The sequence below is a fragment of the Klebsiella sp. RHBSTW-00484 genome (genome assembly GCF_013705725.1).
Classification (GTDB): Bacteria; Pseudomonadota; Gammaproteobacteria; order Enterobacterales; family Enterobacteriaceae; genus Klebsiella.
Genome location: NZ_CP055481.1, coordinates 3565712 through 3588539, shown reverse-complemented (window position 1 = coordinate 3588539; position 22828 = coordinate 3565712). Strand labels below are relative to the sequence as shown.

22 protein-coding genes are annotated in these 22828 nt (G+C 52.3%); 14 read left to right on the top strand and 8 right to left on the bottom strand.

From position 1 onward, the window contains the following. Window positions 1–380: 380 nt before the first annotated feature. Window positions 381–1127, top strand: coding sequence for a MipA/OmpV family protein (locus HV213_RS17100; RefSeq protein WP_181482624.1), 747 nt, complete (start codon window positions 381–383; stop codon window positions 1125–1127). Window positions 1128–1220: 93 nt separating this feature from the next. Beyond that, window positions 1221–2075 (top strand): aldo/keto reductase, encoded by an 855-nt coding sequence (locus HV213_RS17095; RefSeq protein WP_181482623.1) that lies wholly within the window; start codon window positions 1221–1223, stop codon window positions 2073–2075. A gap of 94 nt (window positions 2076–2169) precedes the next feature. On the opposite strand, the gene HV213_RS17090 is transcribed toward HV213_RS17095, so the two are convergent. Both HV213_RS17090 and gapA read right to left on the bottom strand, forming a co-directional pair. Then, window positions 2170–3054 (bottom strand): D-hexose-6-phosphate mutarotase, encoded by an 885-nt coding sequence (locus HV213_RS17090; protein WP_181482622.1) that lies wholly within the window; start codon window positions 3052–3054, stop codon window positions 2170–2172. A 75-nt stretch (window positions 3055–3129) separates the two neighbouring features. Further along, entirely contained in the window at window positions 3130–4125 is a 996-nt protein-coding gene (gene gapA / locus HV213_RS17085) for a glyceraldehyde-3-phosphate dehydrogenase (protein ID WP_110273585.1), read from the bottom strand. Between the two features lie 339 nt (window positions 4126–4464). On the opposite strand from gapA, the gene msrB reads away from it, so the two are divergent. Together msrB and HV213_RS17075 are read left to right on the top strand one after the other, a co-directional pair. Next, the gene (gene msrB / locus HV213_RS17080) at window positions 4465–4878 is read left to right on the top strand and encodes a peptide-methionine (R)-S-oxide reductase MsrB (RefSeq protein ID WP_181482621.1); all 414 of its coding nucleotides are present in this window, start codon (window positions 4465–4467) and stop codon (window positions 4876–4878) included. Between the two features lie 43 nt (window positions 4879–4921). Next, entirely contained in the window at window positions 4922–5197 is a 276-nt protein-coding gene (locus tag HV213_RS17075) for a YeaC family protein (protein ID WP_181482620.1), read from the top strand. Window positions 5198–5251: 54 nt separating this feature from the next. Here HV213_RS17075 and yajD read toward each other — a convergent pair whose 3' ends face one another. Further along, the gene (gene yajD / locus HV213_RS17070) at window positions 5252–5596 is read right to left on the bottom strand and encodes an HNH nuclease YajD (protein ID WP_112217055.1); all 345 of its coding nucleotides are present in this window, start codon (window positions 5594–5596) and stop codon (window positions 5252–5254) included. Window positions 5597–5698: 102 nt separating this feature from the next. Beyond that, window positions 5699–6952: a chitinase ChiD gene (locus tag HV213_RS17065; protein ID WP_181482619.1), complete on the bottom strand. Its 1254-nt coding sequence runs from the start codon at window positions 6950–6952 to the stop codon at window positions 5699–5701. 328 nt (window positions 6953–7280) lie between these two features. Here HV213_RS17065 and HV213_RS17060 point away from each other — a divergent pair, with 328 nt between their 5' ends. From HV213_RS17060 to HV213_RS17025, 8 genes are all read left to right on the top strand, one after another. Continuing rightward, complete coding sequence (locus HV213_RS17060) at window positions 7281–8357, top strand: zinc-binding dehydrogenase (RefSeq protein WP_112217053.1); 1077 nt, start codon at window positions 7281–7283, stop codon at window positions 8355–8357. A 27-nt stretch (window positions 8358–8384) separates the two neighbouring features. Continuing rightward, window positions 8385–9764 (top strand): MFS transporter, encoded by a 1380-nt coding sequence (locus HV213_RS17055; RefSeq protein WP_181482618.1) that lies wholly within the window; start codon window positions 8385–8387, stop codon window positions 9762–9764. 17 nt (window positions 9765–9781) lie between these two features. Further along, window positions 9782–10825, top strand: coding sequence for an NAD(P)-dependent alcohol dehydrogenase (locus HV213_RS17050; RefSeq protein ID WP_181482617.1), 1044 nt, complete (start codon window positions 9782–9784; stop codon window positions 10823–10825). 24 nt (window positions 10826–10849) lie between these two features. Continuing rightward, window positions 10850–11686, top strand: a complete 837-nt coding sequence (locus tag HV213_RS17045) for a ketose-bisphosphate aldolase (RefSeq protein WP_181482616.1) — start codon at window positions 10850–10852, stop codon at window positions 11684–11686. A 4-nt stretch (window positions 11687–11690) separates the two neighbouring features. After that, a complete protein-coding gene (locus tag HV213_RS17040) occupies window positions 11691–12638 on the top strand; it encodes a sugar kinase (protein WP_181482615.1) in 948 nt (315 codons plus the stop codon). 9 nt (window positions 12639–12647) lie between these two features. Further along, window positions 12648–13631, top strand: coding sequence for an NADH-dependent methylglyoxal reductase (gene ydjG, locus HV213_RS17035; RefSeq protein ID WP_181482614.1), 984 nt, complete (start codon window positions 12648–12650; stop codon window positions 13629–13631). 136 nt (window positions 13632–13767) lie between these two features. Beyond that, a complete protein-coding gene (locus HV213_RS17030) occupies window positions 13768–14526 on the top strand; it encodes a DeoR/GlpR family DNA-binding transcription regulator (RefSeq protein ID WP_110273574.1) in 759 nt (252 codons plus the stop codon). Window positions 14527–14808: 282 nt separating this feature from the next. After that, a complete protein-coding gene (locus HV213_RS17025; RefSeq protein WP_181482613.1) occupies window positions 14809–16167 on the top strand; it encodes an MFS transporter in 1359 nt (452 codons plus the stop codon). Between the two features lie 144 nt (window positions 16168–16311). Here HV213_RS17025 and pncA read toward each other — a convergent pair whose 3' ends face one another. The 3 genes from pncA to sppA all read right to left on the bottom strand — a co-directional run bounded on the left by pncA (window position 16312) and on the right by sppA (window position 19966). After that, entirely contained in the window at window positions 16312–16953 is a 642-nt protein-coding gene (gene pncA / locus HV213_RS17020) for a bifunctional nicotinamidase/pyrazinamidase (protein WP_181482612.1), read from the bottom strand. Between the two features lie 10 nt (window positions 16954–16963). Further along, window positions 16964–17980: an asparaginase gene (ansA, locus tag HV213_RS17015; RefSeq protein WP_181482611.1), complete on the bottom strand. Its 1017-nt coding sequence runs from the start codon at window positions 17978–17980 to the stop codon at window positions 16964–16966. A gap of 132 nt (window positions 17981–18112) precedes the next feature. After that, window positions 18113–19966 carry a signal peptide peptidase SppA gene (gene sppA, locus HV213_RS17010; protein WP_181482610.1) on the bottom strand — a complete coding sequence of 618 codons (1854 nt, stop codon included), beginning with the start codon at window positions 19964–19966 and terminating at the stop codon, window positions 18113–18115. 166 nt (window positions 19967–20132) lie between these two features. Between sppA and HV213_RS17005 the strand changes: the two genes are divergently transcribed. Then, a complete protein-coding gene (locus HV213_RS17005; protein WP_181482609.1) occupies window positions 20133–20684 on the top strand; it encodes an NAD(P)H nitroreductase in 552 nt (183 codons plus the stop codon). Window positions 20685–20809: 125 nt separating this feature from the next. On the opposite strand, the gene phoC is transcribed toward HV213_RS17005, so the two are convergent. Further along, window positions 20810–21556 (bottom strand): acid phosphatase PhoC, encoded by a 747-nt coding sequence (phoC, locus tag HV213_RS17000; protein WP_110273568.1) that lies wholly within the window; start codon window positions 21554–21556, stop codon window positions 20810–20812. A gap of 226 nt (window positions 21557–21782) precedes the next feature. On the opposite strand from phoC, the gene selD reads away from it, so the two are divergent. Continuing rightward, on the top strand, window positions 21783–22826 hold the full coding sequence (gene selD, locus HV213_RS16995; RefSeq protein ID WP_181482608.1) for a selenide, water dikinase SelD: 1044 nt from the start codon (window positions 21783–21785) through the stop codon (window positions 22824–22826). The last annotated feature ends 2 nt before the right edge of the window (window positions 22827–22828 follow it).

Genomic DNA, 22828 nt, shown 5'->3' with positions numbered 1-22828 from the left:
TGAATAGTGGGAGCTCCCGGAAGAGGTAAGCCGCACAACGTTCACTGATTCTCCAGCAACCCTTATGCCAGGTTGGCGAAGTCTCTGGATAACGTGCCCCGCAATTACTTCTTCTAAATTAAAGCGTAGATGCATTTGGAAAACTTGCATGGCACAGAAAATCAATTTCAATGACATATCAATAACTCATCAAGAAAAGCGACGGCTTTACTTACGTCTTGTCAACGGGCGTCATCACGCTGTCATTTTGTTGTCAGCCTGCAGTCATCTGAGAATGAGAAATTAGTTAGTTTAGTGTAATGACAGGTAAAGAATTTGAGGCATGACGTTTACAACGTTAAACTGCCTGCGCTGATTATTTGACAACAGGAATATGGATCGTGACTAAAATCAAACTTCTGGCACTTGGTGTGTTGATTGCGACTTCAGCATCCATCGTACACGCTGAAGGGAAGTTCACTTTGGGTGCGGGTGTGGGTGTCGTCGAACATCCTTACAAGCAGTACGATGCTGATGTTTACCCGGTGCCCGTTATTAATTATGAGAGCGATAATTTCTGGTTTCGTGGTTTAGGTGGTGGTTACTACCTGTGGAATGATACCAACGATAAGCTCTCTGCGACCGTCTACTGGTCGCCGATGTACTTTAAGCCGGGTGATAGCGACAGCCAGCAAATGCGTCGCCTGGATAAACGTAAATCCACAGTGATGGCCGGGCTTTCCTACGAACATCATACACAGTACGGTTTCCTGCGTACCGCCCTGGCAGGCGATACGTTGGATAACAGTAACGGCATTGTGTGGGATCTGGCCTGGCTGTATCGCTATACCAACGGTAACCTGACGCTCACGCCGGGTATTGGTGTGGAGTGGAATAGCGACAATCAGAACGAGTACTACTATGGCGTTTCGAAGCATGAATCAGATCGCAGCGGTATGCGTAGCTACGATCCGGATAGCAGTTGGAACCCGTACCTGGAGCTGTCGGCAAACTATCGTTTCCTCGGCGACTGGAGCGTATACGGTGTTGCGCGCTATACCCGCCTGTCTGACGAAATCACCGATAGCCCGATGATCGATAAATCCTGGAGCGGTTTGATTTCTACCGGGATCACCTACTCCTTCTGATTGTGCTTTATGACAAGGCAATTCGTGCATCAAAACAGGGCGTAAAGCCCTGTTTTGCATTACGGTGGTGCAATCAAATGACTGGAGGAATTTATGGCAGAAAGGACAATACGTTTTGGTGAGCATGACGCCGTCCCGGTAATTGGTCAGGGTACCTGGTATATGGGCGAAAATCAGGCGCTGCATGCTCAGGAGGTCGCTGCACTACGTGCGGGCATCGAGCTGGGGCTGGCGGTTATCGACACGGCGGAAATGTATGCTGATGGCGGTGCGGAAGAGGTGGTGAGCGAAGCGATTCGCGGGCAGCGTGACCGCGTAGTGCTGGTCTCCAAAGTCTATCCCTGGAATGCTGGTGGGCGCAAAATAGCCAGCGCCTGCGAAGCCAGTCTGCGTCGCCTGAATACCGACTATCTTGATCTGTATTTGCTGCACTGGCGCGGTGATTATTCATTGCAGGAAACGGTTGAAGGCATGGAAGGGCTAGTGGTGCAGGGGAAAATTCGTCGCTGGGGCGTGTCGAATCTCGATTACGATGATATGCAGCAGCTTTGGCAGGTGGACGGCGGTGAGCAATGCGCGACCAATCAGGTGCTCTACCACTTGGCTTCCCGCGGTATCGAGCATGACCTGCTGCCGTGGTGCCAGCAGCAGCGGCTGCCGGTGATGGCCTACTGCCCGCTTGCTCAGGCCGGACGCCTGCGCAATGGACTTTTAAATCATACCGTTGTGAAAAATATCGCTGAAGCCCGAGGCATCACCGCCGCACAAGTGCTGCTGGCGTGGGTGATTAGCCATCAGGGTGTGCTGGCTATTCCAAAAGCAGCAAGCATCGAGCACGTAGAGCAAAACGCTGCGGCGCTGGAAATTGTGCTCAGTGCCGAGGAGCTGGCGCTTCTGGATAAAGCCTATCCGGCACCGGGAAGAAAAACGCCGTTGGATATGGTTTAAAGAAAAACCCCGACTCAGCGGGGCTTAAGTACAGTAGGCCGGGCAAGGCGTTGGCCGCCGCCCGGCACAAATACAAGACTATCCAATCTGGATCTTAGCGTTTCACCACGCGAATGGTTTGCGCCAGGCGCGAAGGTTTCTCTTCGCTGGCCTTCTGTGGTTCGATCGCGCAGCAGCTTTCTACACAAACGAAGGTTTTATAACCATCGTCAGGCATATCGCCCATGCTGACAGAAAGCGCCGGTCCTGGGTTCCAGCCTACCACGTTGCTGTTATGGTGATGGATAACGTCGATGTTGCGGTTCAACGCGTCGTCATGAATCACGCTGCAGGCATCTGCATTCAGATAAACGCGGTCGGTACGGTCAGGGAAAGTCTGTACGCCGTCGCTTAATACACCCTCTTCGGCATTATTGACTTTATCAACGTAACGATCGCCAAGGCCGCTCACTTTCACCGCGGCGATATCACCAACGTTGAAGTAGGTGTGCAGGGCGGAAGTGGTTTCAAATTCGCCGTGTGCTTCCAGCTCAATCTCACAGGTTTTACCCAGTTTGAAACGGGCTAATAGCGTGAACTCGTGCGGCCAGTACTGGCGAGTCGCATCGCTGCTTTGCAGTTCAAAGGTCAGCACCGCGCCGTTGTCGTCTTCTTTATGCGCTTTCAGCATCCACGGCAGATTGCGCGCGAAGCCGTGTGAAGGCAGGCCTTGCTGTGCCGCGGGGCCAAACCACGGCCAGCAAATCGGTACGCCGCCGCGCAGGGCAACGCCATTTTTAAACGGTGTGTTACCGCTGAGCCACAGAACTTCGTCTTCTCCGACAGGTTTCCAGGAGAGCAGGTGAGCGCCCTGGAGGGCAAAGGAGGCTTTAACCTGCGGATGGTCAACGACGATGAGCTCAAGGTCATCAAGCTGACGGCGGGAGAGGACAGGGGTAAGCTGTTCGATAATCGGGAGAGCAAAAATTTTATCAATCATTACGCAATCCTTTAATGCTCAGATAAAAAAAAGAGCGACCGAAGTCGCTCTTACAGATTACTTTCTCATCTCAACTTATTTGGAGATGTGAGCAATCAGATCCAGAACCTTGTTGGAGTAACCCGTTTCGTTGTCGTACCAGGAAACCAGTTTCACAAAGTTGTCGTTCAGAGCGATACCTGCTTTAGCATCGAATACTGAAGTGCAAACTTCGCCGTTGAAATCGGTAGATACAACGTCGTCTTCGGTGTAGCCCAGAACGCCTTTCATTGCGCCTTCGGAAGCAGCTTTGATTGCTTTCTTAATTTCTTCGTAAGAAGCAGCTTTTTCCAGACGAACGGTCAGGTCAACAACAGATACGTTAGGAGTCGGAACGCGGAACGCCATACCGGTCAGTTTGCCATTCAGTTCTGGCAGTACTTTACCTACAGCTTTAGCAGCACCGGTAGAGGACGGGATGATGTTCTGAGCTGCGCCACGACCGCCGCGCCAGTCTTTGTGAGACGGGCCATCAACGGTTTTCTGAGTTGCGGTGGTCGCGTGAACGGTAGTCATCAGACCTTCGATGATACCGAAGTTGTCGTTGATAACTTTAGCCAGCGGAGCCAGGCAGTTGGTGGTGCAGGATGCGTTAGAAACGATGTCCTGGCCTTCGTATTTGTCAAAGTTAGCGCCTTTAACAAACATCGGAGTGTTGTCTTTGGACGGGCCAGTCAGAACGACTTTTTTCGCGCCAGCAGTGATGTGTTTACGAGCAGTCTCGTCAGTCAGGAACAGACCAGTTGCTTCAGCAACTACGTCAACGCCTACTTCGTTCCACTTCAGGTTAGCCGGATCACGCTCAGCGGTAACACGGATTTTTTTACCGTTAACGATCAGATGACCGTCTTTCACTTCAACGGTACCGTTGAAACGGCCGTGAGTGGAGTCATACTTCAGCATGTATGCCATGTAGTCAGCGTCTAACAGGTCGTTGATTGCAACGATCTCGATGTCAGAACGTTCCTGAGCAGCACGGAAAACAATGCGACCGATACGGCCAAAACCGTTGATACCTACTTTGATAGTCATATATTCCACCAGCTATTTGTTAGTGAATAAAAGGTTGCCTGTAAAATTACAAAAACCTTACGCAGCGTCAAGCGGAATCGTGTCAATCATTGCGACAAATCAATCCTCAGCATACCTTTGCGCGATTGATTTACCCCACTTTCCCTTTGAGCCCAATTCCATATGGGGGCTGCGCCCGGAATTTTAAAGGGCATTAAAGATAAAAACGTGATCTTAATCACAATTGCGTAGCTGCCTTTTGGCATCGCCTAAGTTTAGAACAAAAGTTCACGCTTCATTGTTAATATTTTGTTAGAATTGACGCGAAAAGTTGTCCTTTACACAGCGAGAAGCAAGCCAATGTCGAATAAACCCTCCTCGGACGAGCTCAAAAAAGATTTGAGCGAGATGCAGTTTTACGTGACGCAGAATCACGGTACTGAACCGCCGTTCACCGGGCGGCTACTCCACAACAAACGCGATGGCGTCTATCACTGCCTGGTGTGCGATGCAGCGCTGTTTCACTCGCAAACCAAGTATGATTCGGGCTGTGGTTGGCCGAGTTTTTATGAGCCAGTCAGTGAGGAAGCGATCCGTTATCTAACGGACTACTCCCACGGTATGCAGCGCACTGAAATTCGCTGCGGAAAATGCGATGCTCATCTTGGACATGTGTTCCCGGACGGTCCGCAACCCACCGGCGAGCGTTTTTGTGTTAATTCGGCGTCTTTAAGCTTCACCAATGATGAAAATGGTGAGCAAATTAAAGGTTGAAAAACCGATTCAGCAAATTATTCCAAAGCGGGGCTGGCGGAAGATGGAAATTGAACAAATTATCGATAGCATGACGCCGGAAGTTTATCAGCGTCTGGCGACGGCGGTGGAGTTGGGGAAATGGCCGGATGGCGTGGTGTTAACGGCGGAGCAGAAGGAGAACAGTCTGCAACTGGTTATGCTCTGGCAGGCCCGACACAACGTTGAAGCGCAGCATATGACTATCGACACCAACGGACAAATGGTGATGAAGAGCAAGCAGCAGCTAAAAGTTGAATTTGGCATCACTCCTGAGCCGATTGCGACGTTTAAATCCTGATAGCCTGGCCCGGCAGTTGAACGCCGGGCGCTGAAGCGTAATGAGCGCCTGGCGTTACTTCTTATTCATCATTGCTTTCAGATCGGCAAATGGGTTGTATTTTGCTTCGCCGATGTCTTTCTGAGCATCTTCGCCTGCCACCACCGTGGAGCCATACTGATCGGCTTCAGTGTATTTGGAATGTTCATGGTCGTGGCAATACAGGCACAGCATCTCCCAGTTGCTACCATCTTCCGGGTTATTGGAGTGATCGTGGTCGATATGATGCACCGTCAACTCACGCAGGTTCGAATAAACAAATTCGCGCGAACAGCGTCCGCAGACCCAGGGAAAAATCTTTAGCGCCTTTTCGCGATAACCGACTTCAAGACGGGCGTAGTTTTTGGGGATAAAAGCCATAAGACCCCATGCCTCCTGTAGAAAATGAAAAACTGCGCCAATGTCTGGCGCAGCGGATGGTGATAATCATAACCTATTGTGCCTGGCATGGCACAGAGTCGATCAGTGCTTGATCCCTAACGTCTCTGCCAGCTGTTTCGCTAACTGGTTTTGATCGTCCGCGCCGTACTCCCAGAACATCGCGCCTCCCAGGCCCTTGCTCTTGATGTACTCCGCTTTGATAGCCACCGAGCGTGGGTTCTCGTAGGAGAGGGCAAACAGCGCTTTACCGTCAGCCGACTGCACCGACAACCACGGCACCTTCGCTTCATCATCCCAGTGCTGAGTAAAACGCTTCTGCGGATCGTTGATTAGCTTCGCCACAATGTCGTTGTATTTCACATAGGTATCTTTCGTCAGATCAAAGCCTAACGACTTGAACAGCTCAACTTGCTGTGCTTCGAAGTAAGGCTGCGTCGCCGGATTTTTCTGTGCATCAGGTTTGCTCCAGTCGATGCCCGGCTCGACGGCGCGTTTAGGCACCCGGCCATAGAAACCAATTCCCAGGTTCATCTGGCTCGGTTTTAGACCAGCGGCAAGATAGTTATTGACTACAAAATCGGCGCTGTATTTATCCGCCGCCGCCACCGTCGGCCACTGCGTCGAGTCATACAGGTTGGAGTTGAAGTACTGGGTGCCGTACGCCATGTCGTAAGTCATCAGGTTGATGTAATCAAGCGACGGGGCAATCGCTTTCACATCCACCCAGCTTTTCGGACTCTCCGCGTTTGCGCCCACGGCAATGGTGACCAGCTTGTTATGCCCAAAGGCCGCCCGTAGCTCTTTCAGCAGGGCAGTAAAGTTATCCCGATCGGCTGGTTGGCTGGCGACCAGCCCCCATGCGCCGTTGACCGGGTATTCCCAGTCGAGGTCGATACCATCAAGACCATATTTTTCAACAATCTCCTGCGCAGACTGAATAAATACTGCACGGGTCTCCTTCGTTGCCGCTGCGCCAGAGAAGCCGCGCGCGCCCCAGCCACCGACGGAAAGCAGAACTTTCAGATTCGGATTCTGCTTACGCAATGTGGGAATTTTCTGCAAATCAGCCTGCACTTTCGGTGATAGCCAGATTTGATGCAGCTTGCTGGTGTCTTTTAGAGCGTCGTTGGTTTCGTCTTTTTCGTCGTTATAGACCAGACCAAACGAGTAGTTGAGATGGGTAATCTGGCGCACGTCGAGTTTATCGATATCGCCGCCAGGACCGGCAGTGACGTCACCGCCGCCGTTAAAGTAGCCGACGGACATCAGTGAGTTAGCGGAAACAACGCTCGCGCAGAGCAGGGGTAATGCTGCCAACAAAGGCAAAAGTTTCATATCTGATCCTCTTTGACTAAAAAAGACATTAAAAACAAACACGCCACGGAAATGGCGTGGCGAAAAAACAACCTTAGCAGGCTAGCATCATCCACAGTACAAAACTGCGAAGGGGTTCACGGCTGTACGTATAAGCGCAGCGGCACGCCTGTCGATTTTTCTTTCTTCCAATCCTTCACCTTCATGTAACACCCATTTCGCGGTATTTGTGATCTAAGTTGTGAAATGCAGATCATTGTCTGTGTTTTAAAGATTTAATGTTGACCTTGAAGATGTTGTGGTTAAGTATTGGTGCCACTGATGCAAACTAAACACAAAGGAAGACGCAATGAAAGCACTGGCAAGATTTGGCAAGGCCTTTGGCGGCTATAAGATGATTGAGGTTCCGGAACCGGTATGCGGCCCGGATGACGTAGTGATTGAAATCAAAGCGGCGGCCATCTGCGGCGCGGATATGAAACACTACAACGTCGACAGCGGTTCCGACCAGTTCAACTCCGTTCGCGGTCACGAATTTGCGGGCAACATTGTGCGGGTAGGGGAAAAGGTCAAGGACTGGAAAGTGGGTCAGCGGGTGGTCTCTGACAATAGCGGGCACGTCTGCGGCGTTTGTCCGGCCTGCGAACAAGGTGATTTTCTGTGTTGTACAGAAAAAGTGAATTTGGGTCTCGACAACAATACCTGGGGCGGTGGATTTTCGAAATACTGTCTGGTACCGGGGGAAATCCTCAAAATTCACCGTCACGCGCTGTGGGAAATTCCGCAGGGCGTTGATTATGAAGAAGCGGCGGTGCTTGACCCGATCTGCAACGCCTATAAATCCATCGCCCAGCAATCTAAATTCCTTCCAGGGCAGGATGTGGTGGTTTTCGGTACTGGCCCATTAGGCCTCTTTTCGGTCCAGATGGCGCGCATTATGGGGGCTGTCAATATCGTGATGGTCGGGCTGGAAGAGGACGTCGCGGTGCGTTTCCCGATCGCCAAAGAGCTGGGGGCAACGGCGGTCGTGAATGGCTCGACCGAAGATGTGGTCGCGCGCTGTCAGGAAATCTGCGGTAAAGACAACCTGGGGCTGGTCATCGAATGCTCCGGTGCCAATATCGCCCTCAAACAATCGATCGAAATGCTACGCCCGAACGGTGAAGTCGTGCGCGTGGGGATGGGCTTTAAACCTCTCGATTTTTCCATCAACGACATCACCGCGTGGAACAAAAGCATCATTGGTCATATGGCCTACGACTCCACGTCATGGCGCAACGCCATCCGCCTGCTGGCCAGCGGCGCGATCAAAGTTAAACCGATGATCACTCACCGTATCGGCCTGTCGCAATGGCGCGAAGGCTTTGACGCCATGGTCGATAAAACCGCGATTAAAGTGATCATGACTTACGACTTTGATGAATAACCCCATTTATTAAAGGAAGGTTCCCGGATGGAACAGATAGCAAAACCGCACTGTGGCGCCAGGCTGGACAGGCTGCCTGACTGTCGCTGGCACTCATCGATGTTTGCCATGGTCGCCTTTGGATTACTGGTGTGCTGGAGTAATGCCGTCGGCGGATTAATTCTCGCGCAGTTAAAAGAACTTGGCTGGACCGATAATTCCACCACCGCTACGTTTTCCGCCATTACTACGGCAGGAATGTTTCTCGGCGCGCTTGCCGGGGGAATTATCGGGGATAAAACCGGGCGCAAAAATGCCTTTATCCTGTATGAAGCGATTCATGTTATCGCCATGGTCGTGGGGGCGTTTTCGCCAAATATGACCTTCCTGATAGCCTGCCGTTTTGTGATGGGGGTGGGATTAGGTGCGCTGCTGGTGACCCTGTTTGCCGGGTTTACCGAATATATGCCCGGTAGAAATCGCGGTACCTGGTCCAGTCGGGTCTCGTTTATCGGCAACTGGTCTTATCCGCTGTGCTCGCTGATTGCAATGGGGCTGACGCCGTTAATCAGCGCCGAATGGAACTGGCGCGTACAGCTGCTGATCCCGGCGGTGCTGTCGCTGATTGCCACCGCCATTGCCTGGCGCTGGTTCCCCGAGTCGCCTCGCTGGCTGGAGTCTCGTGGACGTTACGCTGAAGCCGAAAAAGTGATGCGGGCAATAGAGGAGGGCGTGGTTCAGCAGACCGGTAAGCCACTGCCGCCAGTGGTGATAGAAGATGACGGCAAGGCACCGCGCTCTGTTCCGTATTCGGCTTTATTAACCGGCGTATTACTCAAGCGCGTTATTTTAGGTTCCTTTGTTCTGATTGCCATGAACGTCGTGCAGTACACCTTAATTAACTGGCTGCCGACAATATTTATGACCCAGGGCATTAACCTGAAAGACTCTATTGTTTTAAATACCATGAGTATGTTCGGTGCGCCGTTTGGAATATTTATCGCCATGCTGGTGATGGATAAAATTCCCAGAAAGACCATGGGGGTGGGCTTATTAGTATTAATCGCCGTGCTGGGATATATCTACTCGCTGCAAACCAGCATGCTGCTGATTACGTTAATAGGCTTCTTCCTGATTACCTTTGTGTATATGTACGTTTGCTACGCCTCAGCGGTGTATGTACCGGAAATATGGCCAACCGAAGCGAAACTGCGCGGCTCCGGACTGGCAAATGCGGTGGGGCGCATCAGCGGTATCGCTGCGCCTTACGCTGTAGCCGTATTGCTTAATAGTTACGGCGTGACGGGTGTGTTTGTACTGCTCGGGGCGGTCTCCATTATTGTCGCCATTGCCATTGCTACTATCGGAATTGAAACCAAAGGCGTCTCTGTCGAAAGTCTCGGTATTGATGCAGCCACCAGCAAATAATATTGATGGGAAAGAAAATGCAAAATTCAAAAGCAATATTAAAAACGCCCGGCACGATGAATATTATCACCGCCGATATGCCGGTACCGAAAGAGCATGAAGTGCTGATTAAAATTGAATACGTCGGTATTTGCGGCTCAGATGTTCATGGTTTCGAATCGGGTCCTTTTATTCCGCCAAAAGACCCCAACCAGGAAATTGGCCTCGGGCATGAATGCGCGGGTACCGTGGTGGCGGTAGGGAGCCGGGTATCCAAATTTAAACCTGGCGACCGGGTCAACATTGAGCCCGGCGTGCCGTGCGGCCACTGTCGTTATTGTCTGGAAGGTAAATACAACATCTGCCCGGATGTCGATTTTATGGCTACCCAGCCAAATTATCGCGGTGCGCTAACCCACTATCTGTGTCACCCGGAGAGCTTCACCTACAAGCTGCCCGATAATATGGACACCATGGAAGGAGCGCTGGTAGAGCCTGCGGCGGTAGGGATGCATGCCGCGATGCTGGCGGATGTCAAACCGGGGAAGAAAATCGTCATTTTGGGGGCCGGCTGTATCGGTTTAATGACTCTGCAAGCCTGTAAGTGCATGGGGGCAACCGACATTGCGGTGGTGGATGTGCTGGAAAAACGCCTGGCCATGGCCGAGAAGCTTGGGGCGACGACCGTCATCAACGGGGCAAAAGAGGACACGGTTGTCCGCTGCCAGCAATTCTCTGGCGATATGGGGGCCGACATTGTTTTTGAAACCGCCGGTTCAGCCATCACCGTTAAGCAAGCCCCTTATCTGGTGATGCGCGGCGGAAAAATCATGATTGTCGGTACGGTACCCGGTGATTCGGCGATTAATTTCCTCAAAATTAACCGTGAAGTCTCGATTCAGACCGTCTTTCGCTATGCCAACCGCTATCCGGTCACCATTGAGGCCATCTCCTCCGGTCGTTTCGATGTGAAGTCGATGGTGACGCATATTTACGATTATGAAGATGTTCAGCGCGCGTTTGATGAATCCGTTAATAACAAACGCGACATTATTAAAGGCGTTATTAAAGTTAATCATTAATTAATTGAAAAGGGAGAAATAACCATGCTAGCAGATATTAAATATTGGGAAAACGATGCCCAGAATAAACATTATGCTATTGCCCACTTTAACGTGTGGAATGCGGAAATGTTAATGGGGGTGATTGATGCGGCGGAAGAGTCGAAATCGCCGGTAATTATCTCGTTCGGCACCGGGTTTGTCGGCAATACCTCGTTTGAAGATTTTTCGCATATGATGGTTTCTATGGCGAAAAAGGCCTCGGTACCGGTAATTACCCACTGGGATCACGGACGCAGTATGGAGATTATCCATAACGCCTGGACCCACGGCATGAATTCGCTGATGCGTGATGCTTCTGCTTTTGATTTTGAAGAAAATATTCGCCTGACTAAAGAGGCGGTCGATTTCTTCCACCCGCTGGGTATTCCGGTGGAAGCAGAACTGGGCCATGTGGGGAATGAAACGGTCTACGAAGAGGCACTGGCCGGTTATCACTACACTGACCCAGGCCAGGCGGCTGAGTTTGTCGAGCGTACCGGCTGTGACTCGCTGGCGGTAGCGATTGGTAACCAGCACGGCGTCTACACCTCCGAACCGAAACTGAACTTTGACGTGGTTAAACGCGTGCGCCAGGCAGTATCCGTTCCGCTGGTGCTGCATGGTGCCTCCGGCATTAGCGATGCGGATATTAAGAAAGCCATTTCATTAGGCATTTCGAAAATCAATATCCACACCGAACTGTGCCAGGCCGCGATGGTGGCGGTGCAGGAGAACCAGGACCAGCCGTTCCTGCACGTCGAGCGTGAAGTACGTAAAGCCGTAAAAGAGCGCGCGCTGGAGAAAATCAAATTGTTTGGTTCAGACGGTAAAGCGGAATGACAATATGGATAAGATCGAGGTTATTTGTATAGGGGCGGCTATTGTTGATATTCCCTTGCAGCCGGTGAGTAAAAATATCTTTGATGTAGACTCTTATCCGTTAGAACGTATTGCCATGACAACCGGGGGAGACGCGATTAATGAAGCGACGATTATTTCTCGCCTCGGTCATCGTACTGCGTTAATAAGCCGGGTAGGTGACGATGCTGCGGGACATTTTATTATCGAGCACTGCCGCCGGGAGAATATTGATATTCAGAGCCTGAAACAGGATGCGAATATTGATACCTCCATTAACGTGGGTTTAGTCACAGCCGATGGTGAACGCACCTTTGTCACTAACCGCAACGGCAGCCTGTGGAAACTGAATATTAACGATGTCGATTTTGACCGTTTCTCGCAGGCAAAGCTGCTGTCGCTGGCAAGCATCTTTAATAGTCCCTTGCTGGACGGCAAAGCGTTAACGGCTATTTTCACTCAGGCGAAAGCGCATAAGCTCATTATCTGCGCCGATATGATTAAACCGCGGCTGAATGAAATGCTGGACGATATCCGTGAGGCGCTGAGCTACGTGGATTATCTGTTTCCCAATTTTGACGAGGCAAAACTGCTCACCGGGAAAGAGACGCTGGATGAAATAGCCGACAGTTTCCTGAGGTGCGGTGTGAAAACGGTAGTCATTAAAACCGGTAAGAAAGGCTGCTTTATCAAGCGTGCGGATATGAAAATGGAGGTCCCGGCGGTGTCGGGAATTACCGCCATCGACACCATCGGCGCGGGAGATAATTTTGCTTCGGGGTTTATCTCCGCGCTGCTTGAAGGCAAACCGCTTCGCGACTGTGCGCTGTTTGCCAACGCGACGGCGGCGATATCGGTACTCAGCGTGGGCGCCACGACGGGCGTGAAAAATAGAAAGCTGGTTGAACAACTTCTCGACGAATATGAAGGGTAATAGCGGCAGATGAAAATGATTCCTTTAGGCAGTACGGATATTACGCTCTCCCGCATGGGGCTAGGCACCTGGGCCATCGGCGGCGGTCCGGCATGGAATGGCGATCTTGATTTGCAGGTTTGTATCGACACCATTCTTGAAGCACACCGTTGCGGCATTAATCTGATTGATACCGCGCCGGGCTACAACTTCGGTAACAGCGAAGTCATTGTTGGTCAGGCGCTGAAAAAGCTGCCGCGTAGCGAGATCGTTGTTGAAACCAAATGTGGCATTGTCTGGGAGCGGGAAGGCAGCTTGTTTAACAAAGTGGGCGACCGTCAGCTGTATAAAAACCTTACGTCTGAGTCGATTCGCGAAGAGGTGGACGCCAGCCTGCAACGGCTCGGTATCGACAGCATTGATATTTATATGACCCACTGGCAGTCGGTAGAGCCTTGCTTTACGCCCATTGCGGAAACCATGGATACGCTTAATGCGCTCAAGAAAGAGGGGAAAATCCGCTCTATTGGCGCGGCGAATGTGGATGCCGGGCATATCAAGGAGTATCTCAAGCACGGCGAGCTGGATATCATCCAGGCCAAGTACAGCATCCTTGATCGGGCGCTGGAAGCTGAACTGCTGCCGCTATGCCAGCAGAATGGCATCATCGTGCAGGTCTACTCACCGCTTGAGCAGGGGCTGTTGACCGGAACTATCACGCGGGATTATGTCCCTGGCGGTGCGCGGGCCAACAAAGTCTGGTTCCAGCGAGAAAATATGCTGCGTGTGATCGAGATGCTCGAACGCTGGCAGCCGCTGTGCGATAAATATCGCTGCTCGATCCCGGCGCTGGCGCTGGCGTGGATTTTAAAGCAGAGTGATTTAATCACCCTGTTAAGCGGGGCGACGGCACCTGAGCAGGTACGTGAAAACGTCGAAGCCCTGACGATCTCGTTAACCGATGATGATTCATTATTGATGAGGCGAATGGCAGAGGCGTTGGATACGAAATAAGAGTGATGTTACTAACCTCTGTTTCTGTGTAAAAGAGTATTTAAATCTGTGATTCAGACATGTTCTTTTGAAAATAAACATAGCCTGTGAGATACTAAGGTCTTATTATTACTTTGCAGGAAACAGAGGTGTCATCGTGGCGGCAAAAGACAGAATTCAGGCCATTAAGCAAATGGTGGCTAATGATAAGAAAGTGGCGGTCTCTAATTTAAGCTCAATTTTTCAGGTGACTGAGGAAACCATTCGCCGCGATCTGGAAAAGCTCGAAGATGAAGGTTTTTTGACCCGAACGTATGGCGGGGCGGTATTAAATACTACCGCGCTGTCCGACAATATTCATTTTTATAAGCGCGCAAAGTCTTTCTTTGAAGAGAAACAGATTATTGCTCACAATGCATTACCGTTTATTAAAAATAAAACCACTATGGCTGCTGACTCCAGCAGTACCGCTATGGAATTATTAAAACTGCTCAAGGAAAGAAACGACCTCACGTTATTAACCAACTCGGCAGAAGCGTTTCATGAGCTTGCACAGTCGGAAATTAAAGTGGTTTCTACCGGCGGTGAGCTGAATAAGAACACGCTATCGCTACAGGGGCGGATCACCAAAGAGATTATCAGCCGCTATCATGTTGATATCATGGTGATGAGTTGCAAAGGCCTGGACATGCAGAGCGGGGCGCTTGACTCTAATGAAGCGGAGGCGGAAATCAAGAAAACGATGATCCGTCAGGCGACAGAAGTAGCCCTGTTGGTCGATCACTCTAAATTCGATCGTAAAGCCTTTGTCCAGTTAGTCGATTTTAGTCATATTAATTATCTTATAACCAATAAGGCTCCAGGTGCGGAGTGGATTGCATTTTGCAAAGAAAATAATATTCAACTCGTCTATTAACGTCAGGCTGGGTTGTATTATTTTAAATCGCATCGGGTAAGAGCCTATCCCATTAGGCTATTTTATTTGCCATTTTGGTCCTGGGCAGTGCTCACAATCCTCACGTACTACGTGTACGCTCCGGTTGTTGCGCGCTGTCCGTGTCCAAACTGGCTGCAACAATATACACCTACTGGGATAGGCATCTTAATGCCAAAAAATTAATGATGATGGATGGCGCGGCAAATTTTACTCTGCCGCGATCGCCATACTTTATATTTTAGCTGAATTTGAGGCATCCAGATGGAACATTGTGACCCTATCGGCGCAAGATTAGATCGCTTACCCTTATCTCGATTTCATTTTCGTATTTTCGGCATTATTAGTTTCAGTTTATTAGTCACCGGTTTTCTTAGCTATTCCGGGAACGTGGTGCTGGCAAAATTAGTCAGCAACGGCTGGTCAAATAATTATCTTAATGCCGCATTTACCTCGGCGCTGATGTTCGGCTATTTTATAGGCTCGCTGACCGGCGGTTTTATTGGCGATTATCTTGGGCGGCGCAAAGCATTTCGCATTAACCTGCTGATTGTCGGGATCTCTGCAAGCGCGGCCTCTTTTGTCCCTAACATGTACTGGCTAATCTTTTTCCGCTGCCTGATGGGCACGGGAATGGGGGCGCTGATCATGGTCGGTTACGCGTCATTTACTGAATTTATTCCACCCACTGTTCGCGGCAAATGGTCCGCACGGTTGTCATTTGTTGGCAACTGGTCGCCAATGCTATCAGCGGCAATTGGCGTCGTGGTTATTGCTTTTTTAAGCTGGCGGATGATGTTCTTGCTCGGCGGAGTGGCAATGCTGCTGGCCTGGTATCTGTCCGGTAAATATTTTATTGAATCTCCTCGCTGGCTGGCAGGAAAGGGGCAGCGAAGCGCCGCAGAAAAACACCTCCTGGAAGTGGAAGCGCAAATAGAGAAAGAGAAGAACATTATCTTGCCAGATTTACAGAATAGCGAACTGAAGGCGGACGAGTACCCGGAAAGCGGTTCCTTCTGGCTATTGTTTAAAGGACACATGCTGCAACGCACGCTGGTGGCGATTACCGTGCTGATCGCGATGAATATTTCGCTTTATACCATTACGGTGTGGATCCCAACGATTTTTGTTAATTCGGGGATCGATGTGACGAAATCTATTTTAATGACGGCGATTATTATGATTGGCGCGCCGGTGGGGATTTTTATTGCGGCATTGGTTATTGACCGTTTTCCGCGGCGATTATTTGGCTCATCGCTGCTGATCATTATTGCGCTGCTCGGTTATTTCTATTCAATACAAACCGAGGAGTGGGCCATTTTGAGCTATGGCCTGGTGATGATCTTTTTCCTCTACATGTATGTTTGTTTTGCTTCGGCGGTTTACGTGCCTGAACTGTGGCCGACGCATCTTCGGCTACGTGGTTCGGGCTTTGTGAACGCCGTAGGGAGAATTGTCGCGGTGTTTACGCCCTATGGTGTGGCCGTGTTGCTGACCCGCTATGGTTCAATCACCGTTTTCATTGTTCTCGGCGTGATGCTGGTGCTCTGCGCGCTAATTCTGTTTTGCTTTGGTATCGAAACGCGCAAAGTGTCGCTGGAAGAGATTTCGAGCATCGGGTGATGCTTTGTCGGTGTCCCGGAGGCGATGCTGCGCATCTGTCCGGGCTACCAAACCCTGCGGACCGGTAGCCCGGGCAAAGCGCTTTGCGCCGCACCCGGGAGAAAGATCGCGCGGTGTCAATATTGAGGTCTGACGCCGACAGGGTTACGCCTGAGTTTCTTCCCAATCGGCCAGCGTATACAGCGTCGCGCCCGCCGCCGACATTTCCATAAACGCGTGTGCGCTGTCCTGTGGCTGAATATTTACCCCGCGACAGCCGTCGGTAATCACGTTGACGGCATAGCCCAGATTCAGCGCATCAAGCACGGTAAACTTCACGCAGTAGTCGGTCGCCAGGCCAAGTACGGTTAGCTCGTCAATCCCGCGCTCGCGTAACCACGCGTCAAGTTGCGTTTTCTGCCGATGACCGTTATCAAAAAAGGCGCTGTAGCTATCAATGGTCGGGTTTTCGCCTTTATGAAACACGGCGGCAATATCCCGCTGCTTAAGCAGGGGATGCAGCGCCGCGCCTTCGCTATTCTGGATGCAGTGATCTGGCCAGAAAGTTTGCGCCAGGCCGTCAAGCTCGCCCTGGGTATAGGGTTCAACCTGATGCTGACTGGCAAAGCTGCCGTGATTTGCCGGGTGCCAGTCCTGGCTGGCGACCACCGTTTCACCCCGTGCCAGACTCCATTCAATAAGCCGATTGGCGATGTCCACCGTACTATCGCCCTGCGGGACTGCAAGCGCACCGCCGGCGCAAAAATCGTTCTGTAAATCGACCAGTAACAGCGCGCGCTGGGTCATGTGCATCTCCTTACTCATCGGGGGTCAGTTCGCCACGCAGGTTTTCCTGCATCGCGCTACGGATAGCCTCAACGTCCAGATTCTGGCTAAGCAAATAGTGTAGCTTGGTCAGCGTGGCTTCGACGGTCATATCGAAACCGCTAATCACGCCTGCCTGCGCGAGGGCGTTGCCGGTGGCGTAACCGCCCATATTCACTTTGCCGGACATACACTGGGTCAAATTAATCACCACGATGCCGCGCTGGCTGGCTTCGGTCAGGACCTTAATGAACTCGCCGTTTTGCGGAGCGTTACCTACACCATACGAGCGCAGGATCAGCGCTTTGACCGGCTGGAGCAGGAAGTTGCGTACCACATCGGCGGAAATACCGGGATAAATCGTCACCACGCCAATCGGCTGGGGGGTAATTGGGTGAACGATTAGCTCGCCCACACCGTGCGGGGCCGGAGGCGTACCGAGGCGGCGGATATGGATCCCCGCTTCCAGCAGCGGCGCGAGGTTCGGCGACGCGAAGGCATTAAAACCATCGGCATGAGCTTTGGTGGTGCGGTTACCGCGATAGAGGCGGTTATTGAAGAACAACGACACTTCATTAATCGGGTAGTTGGCGGCGACGTACAGCGCGTTAAGAAGATTAATCTGTCCGTCAGAGCGTAGCTCGGCTAAAGGGATTTGTGACCCTGTCACAATGACTGGTTTACCCAGGTTCTCCAGCATGAATGACAGCGCCGAGGCGGTAAACGCCATGGTATCCGTGCCGTGTAGGATAACGAAGCCATCGTACTGGTCATAATGGTCGCGAATATCGTCAGCGATATGCTGCCAGTCCTCCGGCGTCATATCGGAAGAGTCCATCAGCGGGGCGTATTCGTGAATGGTGAAGTCCGGCATCTCCGGGCGGTGGAACTCGGGCATTAAAGCCAGCTGACGCTGTAAATGGCCGGAAACGGGAATGTAGCCGTGTTCAGAACGCTGCATACCAATGGTGCCGCCGGTATAGGCAACGTAAATAGATTTCTTCTGCATAGCATCGCTTAGGTTATATATGGACCGGCGAAGTATATACCCGACACGCTGCAAGTTGCAGGGGCGTTGGCTGCTTTCGTGTGTAATGGATGAAGTGTAAAAATGCCGCCCCGTGATTGGGGCGGCAGAGGATTAACGAATATTGGCGCAGGTTAAACAGAACGCGTAACGGTTTTGCGGATCGTTGAACGCCGCCATCTTGTCGCTTTCCGCTTTCACCGCGTTAGCCGCAGCAGCCACGGGCGCAGGCAGATACGCTTGTACCGCTGCCGGCAGCGCCGCGCGGACCGAGCCGGTCAGGCTATCTACCATCATTGAGAAGAAAGTGGGATCTTCCTGATAGTAATTGATATGCCACTGTTTCAGCTTCGCCAGCTCTGCAGCTTTCGCCACTGCGTCGTCAAAGTCGCCGAGGCCATCGACCAGGCCGTTAGCCTTCGCATCTTCACCCGTCCAGACGTGGCCCTGAGCGATTTGGTCAATTTTCTCAGGCGTGCTCTTACGCGCGGTCGCCACCAGGGTGATGAAGCGCTTATAGCCATTTTCGATGGTCAATTGCATCAGTTGCTGCACTTCTGGCGGCAGCGCTTTGGTGGTGGAGACATCGGCCAGCGGTGAGGTTGCCACGCCGTCGGTGTGTACGCCAATCGACCCCAGCGTATTCTCGACGGTATTAATCACCCCAAAGATACCGATGGAGCCGGTGAGAGTGCTTGGGTTCGCCACAATGTAATCCGCCGGGGTTGAGATCCAGTAACCGCCGGAAGCCGCCATACCACCCATCGACACAACGACGGGTTTACCTGCCGCTTTTGCCGCAGCCAGCTCTTCGCGAATCACCTCTGAGGCGCTGACGCTGCCGCCAGGGCTGTTGACCCGCAGCACAATAGCTTTAACTTTCGGATCCAGACGCGCGTCGCGGATCTGCGCGGCGGTCGTATCGCCACCAACGTTACCCGGCGTTTCTTCGCCATCCATTATCGCGCCGTTAGCAAAGATAACGGCAATCGCGGAGCCCTGATCGGCAGGCGTTTTCACCGTGTAATCGTAGTAGCTGATAGCGCTGTAGTTGTTATCCGCTTTGCTCCAGCCAAACTGCTTGGTCAGCGCTTTTTCCACATCAGTGGAGGTGCCGAGTTCATCAACCAGCTTGTTATCCAGCGCGTATTTTGCCGTGTCGCCATCGACTTTACGCAGTCCGTCAATCACGCCCTGAGCACCTGGGAACAGCTGCTGAGCGGTAATCTGGCGGTTGGCAGCGATGGTGGTGAGGTAGTTCTGCCACAGCTCGCCAATCCAGCGGCTGTCCGCCTCGCGGGCTGCCGGAGACATATCGTCACGAATAAACGGTTCTACCGCTGATTTATAGGTGCCAACGCGGAACACGTGGGTCGATACTTTGAGTTTGTCGAGCAGCGATTTGTAGTACAGACCGTTGGTGGCAAAGCCGTGCAGATCCACTTCGCCCTGCGGTGAGAGCCAGATTTTATTGGCGAAGCTGGCAAGATAGTACTGACCCTGGCTGTAGCTGCTGCCAACGGCATACACTGGCTTACCGCTGTCGCGGAATTCGCGTAGCACTTTGCCGATATACTGCATCGACGGCTGATCGCCGCCAGCAAAATTCTTCAGATCCAGCACGATACCGGTGATGTTCCGGTCATCTTTCGCCTGACGAATGGTTTGCACAATATCGAACAGTGAGTTTTCCTGCAGACGATCGGAGCTGGCGCCAAACAGCTGACGACCAATAACCCCTAGTTTGCTGCTGGCCGAAGGTTTATCGACCACTACGCCGGTGATATCCATTAACAGCGCGCCGCGAGTACTGTGCTCTGTTGTGCTGCTGCTGAACTGGGCCCAGATGCCGACGCAAATCAGCACCAGTACCAGGAAAACCACGTTCAGTGCGAGCTGGCGAATGAAATTGAGTACTCGCCATGTCCATTTAAAAATTCCGGCGAGCAGTCGCCAAAGAGTTCGCATGTATTCTCCCTAACCATTATCAAGAATGGGCGAACCACAGGGGCCGCCGCGTCTGGCTATCCTAAAGAGAGTGTCGACGGTTGTCAGCAGGAATCACCCGTTGGGCTGTAACAAAATCCTTGCGCATGTTAATTTTATGAAAAATCACATCACAGGAGTTATACAGATGGATGCTCTCGAACTACTGGTTAATCGCCGCAGCGCTTCACGTCTGACCGACCCGGCACCGGCGGGTGAACAGCTGGAAAATATTCTCCGTGCAGGCCTACGTGCGCCGGACCATGGGACGCTACAGCCGTGGCGCTTCTTTATTATTGCCGATGAAGGCCGTGAGCGCTTTAGCCAGCTACTGGAAAAAGGTGCGGTGGCGGCAGGGGCAGATGAGAAGGCCATTGAAAAAGCCCGCAGCGCGCCGTTTCGTGCGCCGCTGATTATCACCGTAGTGGCGCATTGTGAAGATCATCCGAAGGTGCCTAAGTGGGAGCAGGAGATGTCGGCGGGCTGCGCGGTGATGGCCATGCAGATGGCGGCCGTCGCACAGGGCTTTAACGGCATCTGGCGCAGCGGTGCGTTAACTGAGAGCCCGGTAGTGCGTGAAGGATTTTCCTGCCGTGAGCAGGATAAAATTGTCGGCTTTCTCTACCTGGGTACGCCGCAGCTCAAAGCCTCAACCAACATAGCGCTGCCGGACACCGCGCCGTTCGTGACGCGCTTCTAACCACATCCGCGTTTTGCCGGGTGGCGGCTAGCGCCTTACCCGGCCTACGGTCGGAAGCAATTGTGGGCCGGTAGCCCGAACAAGGCGCGTCAAGCGCCGCCTCCGGGGATCCAACGGCGACGAAGTTACTTCTGCTGTTTAGCGAATTCGTCTTTCGCTTTCTGCAACTGTTGCTGGAAGGCCGGATTGGTATGCAGCGTGGCGACCACCGCCGAACCGACAATCCGCGCCGCGTCTACGTCGCTCTGCCAGTGATAACCGCAAATGACCCGGCTCTCACCCAGCTCAAACCCTCGCTTGAGGATTTCGTTTTGCCGCTGTGGATTGACCTCAGCCAGCACCAGCGCCGTTGCCCAACCGATAGACGTATGCCCGGAAGGATAGGAACCATTTTTCGACAGCGCATCCTGCTCGGTGGTGTTGCAGGTGGCGACACCATAAAACGCAAATGGCCGAATACGCATATACTTCTCTTTCGCGCCGCGCGTCGCCAGGTCACCGGCATCTTCAATCATATTGGTCAGTAACTTATGCAGCTCCGGTGCATCTTTCGCGGTGATGGGTGAACCGAAGGCGCCGGAGAAGGCATTGGCCACGCCGCCGCCGCTCAGGTTCGCGTCTTCCACGGCTAATTTACCGCGCTCGGTGCCGCGCAGCAGACGGCCTTTTTCATACATCGCCTGATCGTTTAAAAATGCGATGCTTCCTACTTCCGGTGGCGGTGGCAGCAGCGCCAGGCTATCAATGGCCTGGGCATTGGTCAGATAGTAGAGATCGGGTTTAGTGGTGACGTCGTTACCGGCTGGAGCCAGGGCGAAAGCGTTAATGGAGAAGAAACTGGCCAGGCAAAGGGCGAGAACGCGCTTTTTCATTAAAATTTCCTTACGTTGTTATATGTCCAGATGAAACAGAATTATTTTTGTCACATTTCTGTCATCTTTTAGTAAAGGTTAAAATGGCGTTAAAAAAAGGGTTCTGTATCGCAAAATCGGTTTTTTGTCTGCTTAATGAGCAACTATGCGCGATTTAGGACTGTCGTACTTATCACCTTGGCATTTGGGCGCTACCATAGCGGGATTGCAATGACAGGAGATGTCCATGAGCGAGCAAGCTATTCGTTTAACGCAATACAGCCACGGAGCCGGTTGCGGGTGTAAAATTTCCCCTAAAGTGTTGGAAACGATTCTGCAGAGTGACCGGGCGAAGTTTATCGACCCGAACCTGCTGGTGGGCAATGAGACCAGCGATGATGCCGCTGTCTATGACCTCGGCAACGGCACGTCGATTGTCAGCACCACCGACTTTTTTATGCCGATCGTCGATAGCCCGTTCGACTTCGGGCGCATTGCCGCGACCAACGCCATCAGTGATATTTTCGCGATGGGCGGTAAACCGATCATGGCGATTGCCATTCTCGGCTGGCCGATTAATACCCTGGCACCGGAAATCGCCCGTCAGGTCGTCGATGGCGGGCGCTTTGCCTGCCAGCAGGCGGGCATTGCCCTTGCGGGCGGCCACTCGATTGATGCCCCGGAACCTATCTTCGGCCTCGCGGTGACCGGCGTGGTGCCGACCGAGCGGGTGAAGAAAAACAGCACCGCTCAGGCAGGCTGCAAACTGTATCTCACTAAACCGCTGGGTATCGGCGTGTTGACTACCGCCGAGAAAAAATCGCTATTGAAGCCTGAGCATCAGGGGCTGGCGACGGAAACAATGTGCCAGATGAACCTTGTTGGTTCAGCGTTTGCCAACATTGAAGGCGTAAAAGCGATGACCGACGTCACCGGCTTTGGATTGCTTGGCCACCTGAGCGAAGTGTGCCGTGGCGCGGGCGTGCAGGCGCAGCTAACTTACGCGGATATCCCGAAGCTACCTGGTGTGGAAGCGTATATTGCCGCGGGCGCGGTCCCGGGCGGTACCGGGCGTAACTTTGCCAGCTACGGTCATCTGATGGGCGAAATGCTGCCAGAGTGGCGCGATTTGCTGTGCGACCCGCAAACCTCCGGCGGTCTGCTGCTGGCGGTAACGCCGGATGCGGAAGCTGAGGTTCAGGCCGCGGCGGCTGAGTATGGTATTACGCTTGCCGCCATCGGCGAGCTGGTCACCGCCCGCGGCGGTCGCCCAATGATCGAGATCCGTTGATT

Excerpts from the sequence above, each read along its gene's own strand:
- HV213_RS17095 (WP_181482623.1), top strand. The coding sequence starts at position 1,221 with ATGGCAGAAAGGACAATACGTTTTGGTGAGCATGACGCCGTCCCGGTA.
- HV213_RS17090 (WP_181482622.1), bottom strand. The coding sequence starts at position 3,054 with ATGATTGATAAAATTTTTGCTCTCCCGATTATCGAACAGCTTACCCCT.
- gapA (WP_110273585.1), bottom strand. The coding sequence starts at position 4,125 with ATGACTATCAAAGTAGGTATCAACGGTTTTGGCCGTATCGGTCGCATT.
- msrB (WP_181482621.1), top strand. The coding sequence starts at position 4,465 with ATGTCGAATAAACCCTCCTCGGACGAGCTCAAAAAAGATTTGAGCGAG.
- HV213_RS17075 (WP_181482620.1), top strand. The coding sequence starts at position 4,922 with ATGGAAATTGAACAAATTATCGATAGCATGACGCCGGAAGTTTATCAG.
- yajD (WP_112217055.1), bottom strand. The coding sequence starts at position 5,596 with ATGGCTTTTATCCCCAAAAACTACGCCCGTCTTGAAGTCGGTTATCGC.
- HV213_RS17065 (WP_181482619.1), bottom strand. The coding sequence starts at position 6,952 with ATGAAACTTTTGCCTTTGTTGGCAGCATTACCCCTGCTCTGCGCGAGC.
- HV213_RS17060 (WP_112217053.1), top strand. The coding sequence starts at position 7,281 with ATGAAAGCACTGGCAAGATTTGGCAAGGCCTTTGGCGGCTATAAGATG.
- HV213_RS17055 (WP_181482618.1), top strand. The coding sequence starts at position 8,385 with ATGGAACAGATAGCAAAACCGCACTGTGGCGCCAGGCTGGACAGGCTG.
- HV213_RS17050 (WP_181482617.1), top strand. The coding sequence starts at position 9,782 with ATGCAAAATTCAAAAGCAATATTAAAAACGCCCGGCACGATGAATATT.
- HV213_RS17045 (WP_181482616.1), top strand. The coding sequence starts at position 10,850 with ATGCTAGCAGATATTAAATATTGGGAAAACGATGCCCAGAATAAACAT.
- HV213_RS17040 (WP_181482615.1), top strand. The coding sequence starts at position 11,691 with ATGGATAAGATCGAGGTTATTTGTATAGGGGCGGCTATTGTTGATATT.
- ydjG (WP_181482614.1), top strand. The coding sequence starts at position 12,648 with ATGAAAATGATTCCTTTAGGCAGTACGGATATTACGCTCTCCCGCATG.
- HV213_RS17025 (WP_181482613.1), top strand. The coding sequence starts at position 14,809 with ATGGAACATTGTGACCCTATCGGCGCAAGATTAGATCGCTTACCCTTA.
- pncA (WP_181482612.1), bottom strand. The coding sequence starts at position 16,953 with ATGACCCAGCGCGCGCTGTTACTGGTCGATTTACAGAACGATTTTTGC.
- ansA (WP_181482611.1), bottom strand. The coding sequence starts at position 17,980 with ATGCAGAAGAAATCTATTTACGTTGCCTATACCGGCGGCACCATTGGT.
- sppA (WP_181482610.1), bottom strand. The coding sequence starts at position 19,966 with ATGCGAACTCTTTGGCGACTGCTCGCCGGAATTTTTAAATGGACATGG.
- HV213_RS17005 (WP_181482609.1), top strand. The coding sequence starts at position 20,133 with ATGGATGCTCTCGAACTACTGGTTAATCGCCGCAGCGCTTCACGTCTG.
- phoC (WP_110273568.1), bottom strand. The coding sequence starts at position 21,556 with ATGAAAAAGCGCGTTCTCGCCCTTTGCCTGGCCAGTTTCTTCTCCATT.
- selD (WP_181482608.1), top strand. The coding sequence starts at position 21,783 with ATGAGCGAGCAAGCTATTCGTTTAACGCAATACAGCCACGGAGCCGGT.